This is a genomic window from Pseudohalioglobus lutimaris (assembly GCF_002866825.1).
Taxonomy (GTDB): Bacteria; Pseudomonadota; Gammaproteobacteria; order Pseudomonadales; family Halieaceae; genus Halioglobus; species Halioglobus lutimaris.
In genome coordinates, this window is record NZ_PKUS01000027.1 from 1 (window position 1) to 13,671 (window position 13,671).

Sequence of the window (13,671 nt, forward strand, 5' to 3'; positions counted from 1 at the left end):
TAACTTTGCGGACAATGTTGATCATTTACGGATTGTGACGGGAAGCGGTGCCGGCAGCGACCAACCGAGGAGAAATGTTGAAGTCAGCAATAATATTTTTGCAGATACTGCCTATTATGGGAGCAGAAAACCCACATCACTTATTCTTGAGGGGGTGAGCGATGTCAGGGTCTACAATAATACCTTCTATAACAAACAGGGTAGTGGCAAACGAATCTTGCGATTGAGAAATCTCAGCAATACTGAACTGCTTAACAATATCTTCCACAACGGTGAAGTGGAAGTTCAGAAAAGCTACGTGCTGGATATCCATGCAGAGCATAACGCCTGGTCAAACATCGCGGGAAAGTTTGATTCTTCGTTGAAAGGGCATCGCGATTTAAATATGAACAAGCCGGGCCTTAACGAATCCAACTGGGTGCCCCTGTCCTCCAGTCCGGTGGTTGATGCCGGGACTCCGCTTGGGCTAAACAGCGATTTCTATGGGTCGGCCATAAAAGGGGCGGGGCCTGATATAGGTGCAGTTGAGAATGGGTCGCAACCCAACACCGGGACAACAACGGACATCCCCGACGTTTATCAGCCAGAAGACCTCCAGGCTGATCGTGAGCAAACGGAGTCTCAAACTGAAAGAACAACATCACGATCAGAGTCCAGTTCTAAGGAAACACCAGTATCAAATACAGCATCGAATATCGGCACAGGAAGTTTCTCGATATCTATACGATCCCCCTCTGAGATTTTTGGAGTGGTGTCTGTTGACGTTGATGTAAGTCATCCCGAGCAGGTTAAAAAAGTTAAGTTGTATGCGAATGGTGACAAGATTGGCGGTGATATCACCTGGCCATTTAGATTCAATCTTGACACCTCTCCCTATCGCGGACGCTTGCATTTGAGGGCTGTCGTATTCAAGGGCGAAAAAGAAATTCTGAAAAATACTTGGGTTCGAGTTGTCGACGAAACTTCAGCGAATGATATATATGTAGATGAGCCCGAGGTTAGTGGCGAACTCGCAAGTAGTGACGAAGTCTCGAGTGCTGATGAATCAGGCGAAATTTTAGTCGATATCATTTCACCGGCGAAATGGGTTTCAGGGACGGTCAAGATCGGCGTAAATGTCAATCATCCGGACCGGGTGTCACGTGTTAAGCTTTACGCAAACGGCGATAAAATTGGCGCTGACTTAAAATGGCCGTTCAATTTCAGGCTGGATACTTCACCTTATCGTGGGCGCTTGCATCTCAGGGCTGTAGCATTCGAAGGTAAAAAAGAGACCCTCGAAAATACCTGGATTTATGTCAGGAAATAGGGTGAATGTAGTGCTTTACTTATCGCCCAGAATGCCGCCTCAGCGTAGCAAGGCTTCATAGGGTAGTGAGGCTTTCTCTGAGAGAAGAATATAGGCACTAGTAAGCGGCATAAGGAGGAGTGCGCCATTCTAAGCGGTGGTGAATTGAGATGATAATCGTCATATCACCTGCGCGCTCTTTAACCTATACAAGGAATTTTTGGGGCCGACATGAGACGGTTTTGGGGCGCAGATCTGATTTTTAGCTTTATCAACTGCACTTTCATTTGGAAGACTGACGAAGACAGCATTCACCGGAATCACACGCGGCTACCGCGAAACTATAGCCTCTTTGATGTTTTGGCATGATTCAATAGCAGGCAACGGTAGCAATCTTTCCGCATCGCTACCGACTTCCACCATGGGCAGTGATCACTGTTATCACTTGGTCTTTTATTACTATGAGGGAATGTCTACAGAAGCCGGGGAAGCATTATTGCCGGGGCGCTAGTGTATAGGTTATAGACGGCAGGGGATTTTCGCGTGGAATTACAGCCTGACTGTGGCCACTATTCTAGGGGTAGCGAAGTAATAAAGATCAATTTCAATTTTTTTCCAACTTTTAAAGCCTCTTTTCTGATGAGGCAACGTCCCCGGCCGACTCCCCAGTAGATGTTGTCTGATAAACCTATGTAAATGCCATGACTTTTGCGGCAAGAAGGGTTGGTGAAAAACTTGCGAGATCAATCATTTCTGTAGGACGGGGACGCTTGGCAGCATCTGCCAAAATCTGCTCATTGAGGTTCCCATCATACAGAACAACCCATTGGGGGTGAAGCTCCTCTAGGCCCTCTGAAAAGCATGTTCGCGGTGTAAGAATTCGGCGGTTTGCTGAAAGGCTGTAAATCATAGCGCCAGAGTGAGTGTATTGCCGATATGGGAATACGCAAAGGTCACTGGCAGCTACAATGCATTTTACTTCGTCGTCTTCCAATTCTCTGAGAATAATATGAATTCGCGTGTCCTCGCGTGCGGCGGCTTCCACCATTTCGCTTACTTCAGGTGCCGATTTGAAAGGCGCTCCCGCAATGAGAAGATGTACTTCTGGGGCATCAAGTTTCTGGAAGGCCGTAACCAGATCCGCTACGCCTTTCTGTGCTCTTAACTGACCAAAAAATCCGATCAGCTTTGTGTTGTCATCAATGCCCAAGTCTACTCTTGTTCGTAAAGCTCTTTCATCCTCTACGAGGACATCCTCGTACCAAGGATGCCATGCCCAGGTCAGTTTCCCTCGGATCCATCGGGAGTATTGTCGTTCTATTTTTGAACAGGTTCCTGGTGAGAGTGCGATTACTCCGTCGGCCAATAAAAATAGGCCTCTGATAGTTGGCCACCATAGTAATTGCCAGCGCATGGTGTTCCAGTCATGAGGCGTTAAGTCGTGGCAAAGCCAGATAATCTGGATACCGCTTTTTTTTAAGTCTCGAAGTTGATGTATGAATTGCAGTAGAGTTCTAAGTTTGGCGGCGTATCCGAAAGCGTTAGCATAAATGAACTGAGGCCAATGAATCACAAAAGCGTCGGTATCAGAAGGAAATTCTAGGGTGGGAAAGTTATTTATGCCCACTACTTCACAGCCCGCCTGTTCAAGCGAGTCAACGAATGTTTCGATAAAGGGATTCAGATCGCCTCCGCGACCTGGCCAACTAACCACCCTTTTGGCAGTCATACTTACTCCATTAGAAACGGCTTCTACTTAGCGGTTGTAGACTATCGCGGACAAATCCTACAGTCGAGATTTATCTGTAAGTTGTGGATAAATATGGGTTACGGAATGAGGCTTATGCGTCTTAGCGTGACGAGAATCTCTCGCACTTAAAGTTGTTGGAAAGGCAAGCCGAAAGAGCACATAGGTAGGCCTAAATAATGGCGCAGCTAGTGCGCTCAGTACGAGGCAGGAAGACCAAGAACTGAGGACAAATCCTTGTTCGTTAAAGAATCACTACTGGTGACGACGTGACATATGGCCAAATTTTTTCTTCTGGCTCAGAGGCCTGTGGGTCTTTATAGTGAATGTTACTCTAAGGCTCGCCCTGCTACTGTATTTCGTCCAGAATATGTATAGCAGATTAGTTATGTCGTCGAACATCAATTGGTTTTGAGTCTTAGTTAACGAGGACGCGAGCTTTCACCGTGCCTTTCGAGCATCTAAATTATGTATCCAAATTTTTTAATCGTTGGCGCTGCCAAGTCCGGCACCACGTCACTGTGGTATTACTTGAAGCAACACCCCCAAGTTTACTTTCCGGAAAACAAAGAGCCTAACTACTTTGCTTTCGCAGGGCAAGACGTGTCGGTGCTTGAGGGGCCCGCGCCAGCACATGTGCTTCATCGGAAGCTCTACTATCTGACTATTACCAGTAAGGGTGAGTACGAGGATCTGTTTGACGACGCCGGAGGTGAAACAGCGATCGGTGATGCCTCTGTAAGATACCTGTACTTTCCCGAAGCCTGTGGGCGAATAGCGAAGGCAGCACCAGATGCCCGAATTATCATTATCTTGCGTAACCCTGTAGACCGTCTGTACTCGCACTACTTGATGATGAAAGGCTTGTACGACCTGGAACCGCTGAGCATTGAAGACGCCATTCGCGAAGAGGACAACCGGGTTGCTGCAGGTTGGGACTGGGACTGGCACTACACGCGTGTAGGGATGTACTACGAACAGGTGCACCGCTATTTGGATACGTTTGGGGAGTCCAGGGTTCGGGTGTATGTTTACGAGGACTTCTGTAACGAACCCTTGCAGGTGATTCGGGAGATATTCGGGTACCTGGGAGTGGATCCCGATTTTGAGCCCGATATGTCCAAGCGGGGAATGCAAACTTACTGGCCCAAGTCCGCCCGGATAGACTGGCTACTGCGCTCTCGCAATATATTCAACCGTGCTCTCAGGAAAGTCATGCCCGAAGGCACTTACCAGCAATGGGTAGAGAAGGGGATGCGTATGAATAGCGCAAAACCACCAAAGCTACCGGAAGCATTGCGAGCGGAATTAACCGAAAAATTTCAGCCCGATGTGGCCAAGTTGGAAGGTTTGCTGGGAAGAAAGCTACCCTGGTAGCGAGGCCTGTGGTTACTGTGTTTGGCTGTCAGCTTCTTTCCCGGGTTTAAACTTCTCCGCGACAATTTGATGGCGCTTGAGCAGTTTATAGAAATCCGTGCGGTTGCGTTGGGCTAGAAGTGCCGCCTCGGCGACAGATCCATTAGTGAGTCGCAGAACCTTTACCAGGTAATCATGTTCAAATTGTTGCCTCGCCTGGGACAAAGACGGCAGAAAACTGTCCTCTACGGTTAGTGCTTCGCCAACCAGCGCCTCGGGAATCACCTGGGCAGTGGATAATGCGGAGGAGCGCTCCACCACATTCTGCAGTTGGCGAACGTTTCCGGGCCAACTAGCCTGGAGCATTACTTCAATCGCTGCAGGCGCGAAACTGCTGACTTTGCCCATTTTGTAGGCACTGGACTCCCGTAAGAAGTGGTTTGCCAGTAGAGGTATGTCCTCAACTCGTTGGGCTAGCAATGGCAGGTGAAAATTAATTACGTTCAGACGGTAGAACAGGTCTTCCCTGAACAAACCCTCGCGCATGTCCTCTTCCAGGTCGCGGTTGGTCGCAGACACTATTCTTACGTCCACCGGCTCACTTTTGGTGCTGCCAATTGGCCGCACACTTTTTTCCTGCAGTGCGCGCAACAGCTTTACCTGTAGCGGTAGGGCGACCTCGCCGATTTCGTCCAGAAAAAGAGTGCCTTTGTTTGCCGCGCGGAACAGTCCCGTATGTTCGCTTACTGCACCGGTAAAAGCCCCTTTGACATGACCGAAAAGTTCAGACTCCAGCAGTTGCTCTGGTAGCGCGCCACAGTTTACTGCCACGAAAGGGCCGGCTTGCTCGCGTCCGGCCTCGTGGATGGCGCGTGCCAGCAATTCCTTTCCTGTACCGCTCGCGCCGGTAATTAAGATGCTGACGTCTGACTCGGCAACTTGCTTGACCTGGTTTAGAATTCGCTCCATGGAAGGGCTGTGCGTGACGATGTGCTCTCGCCATGTTTCGAACGCCTCGATCTGGGTGCCGCCAGACTGGTGTATGGCTTCTCGAATCGTTGACAGTAGCGAATTTTTGTCGATGGGCTTGGTAAGAAAGGCGTAGGCACCCATTTGTGTCGCGGTGACTGCTTCAGGAATGGTGCCCTGAGCCGACATCAGGAGCACGGGAAGACCAGGAAAGAAGTGCCGGGCCTGTTCAAATAGTTCCAGGCCGTCTGCCCCGTCAAGGCGCAGGTCCGTTAACATCAGGTCTATGCGATGGTTTCGCAGGAGTTGCAGGGCACCCTCCGCCGATTCCGCGGTAAGCACTCCGTAGCCCTCTGCCTTCAGCCGGATGTCCAGCAATTTGAGAAGACTCGCGTCGTCGTCCACGACTAGAAGATTGTAGGACATGCCGTTACAGGACCCCCTCACCTTCACGTGTGCTAATCGATGTTTCCAGGTCGGTGATTGCCTGGATCTTTTGCTTCAGCAGGGCGTTTTCTTCAAGCGCATTGTCCAGTTTGGACTGCGTTGAATCCTGCTGACTCTGCAGGCTGTCCTGTCGCTCGTAGTCGTTGAGGCGGGTCTGGTTATAGCGCTCCAGAATGCTGGCTAGTTCCCGTTGTTCTGGTGAGAGTTCGGTGTCGTCCTGGATTTGCCGGAAGGCATCCCTGGCCAGCGTCCAATTGGATAAAGTGGTCAGCTCCTGGTTAAGCAGGCCGAAGTAGTAGAATTGCTGCGAGTTGGAAGGGCGGCCGGTGGCTAGCAGTGCGGTCACAATCTCGTCCCGGCCCATGACCTTTACCTCACCGTATTGGCTTAGCCATCTATCCACACCCGATGATGGAGCAGCGATGACGGTGGTCTTGGGACGGGAGGCTATGGGCGTGACCGGCTGTTCTGCACAAGCTGTCACCAGGGCAACCAGTAGCAGAGTGAAAGTTAGTGGACGGGGCATATCAACCTGAAACACACGGGAAAATGTGGGTTGGGAACAAGTTCCAGAGTACCTCTCTGTGCCTCCATACACTCCCTGGCGACACTCAGCCCGATCCCTGAGCCCTTGATTGGGCCAGTTCTCTTGGCGGCGCTTTGAAAAAATGGCTCAAACACACGGTCCTCATCTTCAAGGGGAATAGCCTCCCCCGAATTCGCAACATCCACAATGAGGTTAGCATCCTTTTCATACCATACAAGTGCTATGGCGCCGTCTTCAGGTGTGTAGTTCACGGCATTGGAAAGCAGGTTGTCCAGAGTGGTGCGCAACTTGTGTCGATCAGCTCTCCAGGTACTGACTGTTCCGTTTGTGTCGAGGGTGAGGCGCTTGGTATCAATGCTGAATCGGTAGTGTCTTAACAAGTCTGTGCATAGCTCTTCGAGGTTAATGTTTTCCACACTCAATTCCTGGTATGGAGTCTGGTTGAAGTCTATCAGGTTCTCTATCAATCGCTGCAGTTCAATGCCGTTGAGGCGCACTATATCAACGATTTCCTGCTGTTGTTGGGACAAGGCACCGGCGACATGCTCTGATAGTAGGTCGGTACCCTCGCGGAGGCTGGCAAGCGGCGTCTTGAGTTCATGTGAGATATGACGTAGAAATTGCTGCTTTTGCTGCTCTGAATCATGCAGTTGTTGCCGTAGCCATTCGAGTCGGGTGCCCAGTGCCTTCAGTTCCAGGGGGCCAGAGATTTCTATACTGTGGCTAAGGCCTTCCGTTCCCAATTGCTGTATTTCCTGGGTAAGCTCCTTTAGCGGCCGGGTAATCCAGTAAGCAAACAATAGCAACAGAGCGAATGTGATAGCCGCCAGAAGGGATATCTGCGCTACCAGGAACTCTGTCAGGTCCTCTGCCTGCTCTGTATCTTGCTCAATCAACGATTCGACGGAGGCTTGCTTCCATAGCTGGATGGCTTGGCCGCGTTCCACAATCAGGGCAAAAACCCTTTCGATGCCTTCCCCTTCATCTACAATCGGGTCGGCCGCAGGGTTGTGCCCTGACTCCGATGCGCCTGGCAGACGCAGGTCTTCCAGGGTGTCCAGAAGCGCGGCCACATCCGGGCTGGTGGAGGGGAGAATCTGCTCCAAAGCCTCCAGGTCTTCAAGCAAGCGGTCTCGTTCAAGGTCAAACAGGATGGCCAGGTCGCGATCTGCCAGGGCCAGGTATTGGCGGGCCCTGCGTTCGAGTTGAAGAATGTCTCTCTGGACTTGCTGTTCCAGTTGGGACACTTCAACAACCAGTCGAGTCGTGCTCCGGTGTTTTTCAGCCAGCTCGCCCAGGGCGTCGATAGTAGAGAGGATTGCAATACAGAGTGGGGCAACCGCCACCAGGAAGCCGATCAAAAGCAGTTGTAGTACAGACCTGGGTTGCCAGAACGACATTTCTTGCTCATAGCGCGAGGGGGGTCGCGTAGTTTAGCGTGGCTCAGAGAAACGGCAACAGTAAAAATGGGGGGGCTGGCCGGCCTGTGGTAATCACGGAAGGGCAGGGCGGACGCTATGCACGCCGGAAGTTGTGTGGAAAGCTGGATGTTACAGGGCGGTTGTCAGCTGTCAGGCGGCTATGAGGCGACCGTCGGCAATGAGCCAAAAGACGCGAACAGGCGCGCCTTTTGGCGAGGCTTTACAGGTGATCAGTGTCGCTTACGGTCCCGTCTCCACAATACAAAAGCGGACATCAGGCCCAGGGCAACAGGCAGCATCGCTCCGTCAATTTCTGGAACGGATTGGCCGGGAGGGGGCCCACAGGCTTCCTCGCAGCCTACTTCAATCGCCAGGCTTCCCGCGCTAACCCCAACCAGGGCCGCGAAAACCAGCGGCTTAACCAAGTTTTTATTCATAGTCTGATTATCCTTTTGTCACTATGGCGTATGAACCGAAGCGGAAATCCACCCCGTATCCCGTATTGCGTCTATGGTTATATTGAAGGGCGCAAATTATGTCAAGAAGTCTTGATTCCTGATCGGTTGGGAGGAGGATGATCCGGGGTCGTGGTCCAGTGTCCAGTTCTGCCACTGCCACCCGGATTTAGTGTCTGAGATTCAGCTCGTCGCCCCTTTTAGCTGGCGTAAGCTCGCCAATTTGACGCAGACCACGAACGCCTCCGCAGTAGCCTTAACGTCCTCCAATGAGGGGTAGCTCGGTGCCAGTCGAATATTACTGTCCTCAGGGTCCTCGCCGTAGGGATAGGTCGCGCCGGCAGGCGTCAGGGCCACGCCTATTCCGGACGCCAGGCGCACGACCTCTTTGGCCAACCCCGGCCGGGTAGTAAACGAGATAAAGTACCCGCCCTCCGGTGTCAGCCAGTCACCCATGCCGGTGCCGGTGAGCTGCGCCTCCAGTGTCTCCAGTACTGCCTTGAATCGCGGTCGTAACAGGGCCGCGTGCTGCTGCATGTGCGCTTGCAAGCCCTCGGCATCTCGCAACAGCTTTACGTGACGTAACTGGTTGACCTTGTCCGGGCCAATGCTCTGAAAACCGAGATGTTGTTTGAAGGCTTTCAGGTTGGCCTCGCTGCTGGAGGCAAAGGCCACGCCGGCGCCGGCGAAGGTGATCTTGGAGGTTGAGCCGAACTGGAAAACATTGTCCAGGGTGCCCTCTCGTTCGCAGTATTCACGAATATTGGCGAGTGCCGGTGCGTTCTCGTGCAGCGCGTGTACCGCGTAGGCATTGTCATACATGACCAGAAAGCACTCACTGGCCAACTTTCCGAGCGCCGCCAAGCGCGCCACAGTTTCGTCGCTGTAAACACAGCCAGTAGGGTTGGAGAAGCGAGGAACACACCAGATTCCCCTTATACTGCTGTCCTCCTTCACCAGTTTCTCTACCGCGTTCATATCGGGTCCGGTGTCCAGCATTGGTACGGGAACCATCTCTATTCCCAGGTGCTCGCACAGTGCAAAGTGACGGTCGTAGCCGGGTACCGGGCAAAGAATTTTGACAGTGTCGTCATTTCCCCATGCGGACTCAGGGCCGCGCAGTCCAACTGAAAGGGCAAAGTCGATAACCGTATACATCAGGGTCAGGCTTGAGTTGCCACCGATAATCAGCTCTGCTTCTGGTACGCCCAGAACGGGAGCGAATAGGCGTTTGGCTTCGGGGAGGCCATCCAGGCCGCCATAATTGCGCACGTCAGTGCCGTTCTCAGCCAGGTAGTGTCGGTCGAGGATGCCATCCAGTGCGTCAGAGAGACTGACCTGTTCGGTGCCGGGTTTGCCACGGGTCAGGTCCAGCGCGAGCTTGCGCTGCGCCAGGTCGGCGTATTGCGCCTCCAGCGATTTCAGTTCAGATGAAAGCGCATCAGCGCTGAGTTGTTCAATGTGCACGACAGGATCCTCGTGTGGTCTAGACTGAATTAACGAGCGGGAAACGATTATAACGCGCGAGTCGGTGGCAGGACACGGCTCACCACGGTTGAAAAATCGTTCCCCAACCTTATATAGCATGCAGTACAAATGCATATCAGGGACATGTCATGGATCAATCTGAACAAGACGAATCGCTGGATGGAGGTGTCCTGGAAGAGGCAAACTCACCCGGTACCCCCGCTGTAGCGGAGGAGGTTCTACCCGATACGTTGTATATCATGCCGGTCCCGAATCGGCCTTTTTTCCCCGGGCAAGTACAGCCTGTATCGATCGATGCCGGGGAGTGGGCAGCGACGCTGAAAGAGGTTGGCGAAGCAGGGCACGGCCTGATCGGGCTTTCTTACGTACAGCGTGACGGAGCCGGTGCACCCGATACCCGCCATTTCCCGGAAGTCGGCTGTGTTGTGCGCCTGCATAAGCCTCCCGCCGAGGTTAGCCAGGCAGGACAGTTCCTTGCCCAGGGGGTGCGGCGTTTCCGTGTTGTGCGTTGGCTGAGTGAAAAGCCCCCCTATCTCGCCCAGGTGGAGTACCCCCGTAGCCAGGGCGACACCGAGTCGGATGAAATCAAGGCCTATGCCATGGCCCTGATCAAGGAAATCAAGGAACTGCTGCCCCTGAACCCGCTGTACAGTGCTGAGCTCAAGCAGTACCTCGCCAATTTTAGTCCCAGTCAGCCCAGCCTGTTGGCCGACTTCTCTGCGGCGCTGACCACTGCGTCCGGTGAACAGCTGCAGGAAATACTGGACACCTTGCCTCTGCTTTCGCGAATGGAGAAAGTGCTCGTTCTGTTGCGTAAAGAGCGCGAACTAGCGGAACTGCAGGGGCAGATCACCGGCCAGGTGAATGAGAAGCTGTCTGATCAGCAGCGCGAGTTTTTTCTGCGCGAGCAGCTGAAAGTCATCCAGAAAGAGCTGGGATTGTCCAAGGACGACCGTACGTCCGATGTGGAGCTGTTTGACAAGCGCATTGCAGACAAGACCATGCCCGATGCGGTAGAAAGACGAATTCGCGACGAGTTGCACAAGCTCTCGGTGTTGGAAACCGGTTCGCCCGAGTACGGCGTAACCCGCAACTACCTCGATTGGGCCACATCGGTGCCCTGGGGCGTGTATTCCAGCGATAATCTCGAATTATCGCATGCGCGCGCGGTACTTGATGAACACCATGAAGGCCTGGAAGATGTAAAAGCACGTATCCTGGAGTTCCTCGCTGTAGGCTCCTTCAAGGGAGAGATGTCCGGCTCTATTCTGCTGCTGGTGGGGCCTCCTGGCGTCGGTAAGACCAGTATCGGCAGATCCGTTGCAGATGCCCTGGGGCGGGAGTTTTACCGCTTCAGTCTGGGCGGGATGCGCGACGAGGCGGAAATCAAGGGCCATCGCAGGACCTACATCGGGGCGATGCCGGGAAAATTTGTGCAGGCGCTCAAGGAGGTGCAGGTAGCCAATCCAGTGATTATGCTGGACGAGATTGACAAGGTCGGTGCTTCATTCCAGGGTGACCCTGCCTCGGCCCTGCTGGAAGTACTGGACCCTGAGCAGAACGCTGAATTCCTTGATCACTATCTGGACATGCGTGTCGACCTGTCCAAGGTACTGTTTATTTGTACTGCCAATCAACTGGATACTATTCCCGGGCCCTTGCTGGACCGCATGGAGGTGACGCGGCTGTCAGGTTACGTGGCAGAGGAAAAGCTGTCTATCGCCCGCAATCACCTTTGGCCGCGGCAACTGTCGCGCCACGGGCTTGGTGAGGACCAGTTGAAGATCAATGACGCGGGGCTGAAGTACGTGATTGATTCCTACTGCCGTGAGGCGGGGGTGCGCAACCTCGAAAAGCAGATTGCACGCATTATGCGCAAGTCCATTGTGCGCATGCTGGATGGGGGAGACGACAGACTTCGGGTGGGCAAAAAAGATATCGAGGATCTACTGGGCAAACCGCCGTTTTCGCCGGACAAGCCCCTGCGTGGCCTCGGTGTGGCCACGGGGCTTGCCTGGACCTCCATGGGCGGCGCCACGCTGGCCGTGGAGTCCTCGCAGATACATACGCTCAACCGGGGATTCAAGCTGACAGGTCACCTCGGTGAGGTGATGCGGGAGTCGGCGGAGATCGCGTACAGCTATGTCATTGCGCATCTCAAGGACTATGGTTGTGACCTCGATTTCTTTGATATGAGTATGGTCCACCTGCATGTGCCTGAGGGGGCTACCCCCAAAGACGGGCCCAGTGCCGGGATTACCATGGCCACGGCACTGGTATCGCTGGCACGCAAGGAGCGTATCAAGCGCCCCCTTGCCATGACCGGCGAGTTGACCCTCACCGGGCAGGTATTGCCGGTAGGCGGTATTCGCGAGAAGGTCATTGCCGCCAGGCGCAGCAAGATCATGGAAATGATTTTACCGCACGGCAATCGGCGCGACTTCGAGGAGCTGCCTGATTATTTGCGCGAAGGCATAAATGTGCATTTCGCGCGCAATTATCGGGAGGTTTTCGAGTATGTTTTCCACGAGCATCGCCGCGACAAGTCATTGCACTGAGCGGGCTTCAGCCCTGGCTGAACCGACGGCCAGGGTTTCGGTGCTTTTTCCACAACACGATATAGGAGAGCTCCCTGCAAGCTGCTAGAGTGTCGACTTGGCGGGTTACCTGGCAGAGGGCCCGTTGTACACAGATAATATAATCGCAGAGTGGGGACAGCGATCGTGCGCATAACAGACTGGCTAAAATTTTTGGCCACGGAGAATGGTTCAGACCTTTATCTGAGCACGGGCGCGCCGCCCTGTGCCAAATTTGACGGTAAACTCAGGCCTATAGATAGCGAGATACTGCAGCCAGGGGAGATCAAGGAAATCGCCTATGAGGTGATGGATCCGACCCAGCAGGCTGAATTTGAGCAGGAACTGGAGATGAACCTGGCGACCTCGATACCGGGTTACGGTCGCTTCCGGGTGAATATTTTCATCCAGCGCAACGAAGTGGCCATGGTCTGCCGTAACATTGTCGCCGATATTCCGCGCTGGCAGGACCTGGGCCTGCCGGACATTCTCCCCGAGGTAGTGATGCGCAAGCGCGGCCTGGTGCTGTTTGTCGGTGCCACGGGTTCGGGCAAGTCCACATCACTGGCAGCGCTGATTGACTACCGTAACGCCAACAGCAGCGGGCACATCGTGACCATCGAGGATCCGGTGGAGTACGTGCACAGCCATAAGAAGTCCATCGTCAATCAGCGCGAAGTGGGGGTGGATACACGCAGTTGGCACAATGCCTTGAAGAACACGTTGCGCCAGGCTCCCGACGTCATCCTGATCGGAGAGATTCGGGATCGGGAGACTATGGAGCATGCGATCGCGTTTGCGGAAACCGGCCACCTGTGTATCTCTACGCTGCACGCTAATAATGCTAACCAGGCGCTTGACCGGATAATCAATTTCTTTCCTGATGAGCGTAAGCAGCAGTTGCTTATGGACCTCTCACTTAACCTGCAGGTCTTTGTTTCACAGCGTCTCGTGCCCACTGTGGATGGTAAGCGCTGCGCGGCGATTGAAGTCCTTCTGGGGTCTCCCCGGGTTGCGGACCTGATTTTGCGCGGCGAGCTGGACGGCATCAAAGAAGTGATGATGAAATCCGAGAACAGCGGGATGAAGACCTTCGATACCGCGCTCTTTGAGCTGTTTATGGCGGGGAAAATCTCTGAGGAAGAAGCACTGCGCAATGCGGATGCTCCCAATAATGTGCGCTTGAAAATCAAGTTTGCCCGGGAGCAGGGCGGCAGCGCTATGTCTTCTGCCCCGGCGCGTTCACCGGCAAGCGCGCCGCCGGCGGCAGATCACGCTGTCAGCAGGCCATCACCTGGGTATGGTCAGGGTATGGACCTGAGTCTTGAGCTGGTTGAGGAAGAGGATGACGACGGTGAAGAGCGCATTTTCTGAATG

General features: G+C 53.5%; 10 protein-coding genes. 4 read left to right on the top strand and 6 right to left on the bottom strand.

The window, feature by feature from the left end; all coding sequences use genetic code 11:
* Positions 1–1,309 (top strand): Ig-like domain-containing protein (locus C0039_RS21115; RefSeq protein WP_165787167.1); only part of this gene is annotated, 1,309 nt, incomplete at its 5' end.
* Between the two features lie 667 nt (positions 1,310–1,976).
* On the opposite strand, the gene C0039_RS16210 is transcribed toward C0039_RS21115, so the two are convergent.
* On the bottom strand, positions 1,977–3,017 hold the full coding sequence (locus C0039_RS16210; protein ID WP_101518685.1) for a glycosyltransferase: 1,041 nt from the start codon (positions 3,015–3,017) through the stop codon (positions 1,977–1,979).
* Between the two features lie 486 nt (positions 3,018–3,503).
* Here C0039_RS16210 and C0039_RS16215 point away from each other — a divergent pair, with 486 nt between their 5' ends.
* Positions 3,504–4,412 carry a sulfotransferase family protein gene (locus C0039_RS16215; protein ID WP_101518686.1) on the top strand — a complete coding sequence of 303 codons (909 nt, stop codon included), beginning with the start codon at positions 3,504–3,506 and terminating at the stop codon, positions 4,410–4,412.
* A gap of 12 nt (positions 4,413–4,424) precedes the next feature.
* Here the strand turns inward: C0039_RS16215 and C0039_RS16220 are convergent, their stop codons facing one another.
* From C0039_RS16220 to C0039_RS16240, 5 genes are all read right to left on the bottom strand, one after another.
* A complete protein-coding gene (locus C0039_RS16220; protein ID WP_101518687.1) occupies positions 4,425–5,786 on the bottom strand; it encodes a sigma 54-interacting transcriptional regulator in 1,362 nt (453 codons plus the stop codon).
* 4 nt (positions 5,787–5,790) lie between these two features.
* Positions 5,791–6,333, bottom strand: a complete 543-nt coding sequence (locus tag C0039_RS16225) for a hypothetical protein (protein ID WP_133126038.1) — start codon at positions 6,331–6,333, stop codon at positions 5,791–5,793.
* Positions 6,318–7,754: a sensor histidine kinase gene (locus C0039_RS16230; protein ID WP_101518689.1), complete on the bottom strand. Its 1,437-nt coding sequence runs from the start codon at positions 7,752–7,754 to the stop codon at positions 6,318–6,320. The genes C0039_RS16225 and C0039_RS16230 overlap by 16 nt, the downstream gene beginning before the upstream one ends.
* Positions 7,755–8,005: 251 nt before the next feature.
* Positions 8,006–8,212: a hypothetical protein gene (locus tag C0039_RS16235; protein WP_075998889.1), complete on the bottom strand. Its 207-nt coding sequence runs from the start codon at positions 8,210–8,212 to the stop codon at positions 8,006–8,008.
* Between the two features lie 201 nt (positions 8,213–8,413).
* Positions 8,414–9,697 (bottom strand): aspartate aminotransferase type Ic, encoded by a 1,284-nt coding sequence (locus C0039_RS16240; RefSeq protein ID WP_243391643.1) that lies wholly within the window; start codon positions 9,695–9,697, stop codon positions 8,414–8,416.
* Positions 9,698–9,846: 149 nt separating this feature from the next.
* Here C0039_RS16240 and lon point away from each other — a divergent pair, with 149 nt between their 5' ends.
* Positions 9,847–12,276, top strand: coding sequence for an endopeptidase La (lon, locus tag C0039_RS16245; RefSeq protein ID WP_101518691.1), 2,430 nt, complete (start codon positions 9,847–9,849; stop codon positions 12,274–12,276).
* Between the two features lie 165 nt (positions 12,277–12,441).
* A complete protein-coding gene (locus C0039_RS16250) occupies positions 12,442–13,668 on the top strand; it encodes a PilT/PilU family type 4a pilus ATPase (protein WP_101518692.1) in 1,227 nt (408 codons plus the stop codon).
* Positions 13,669–13,671 lie beyond the last annotated feature (3 nt).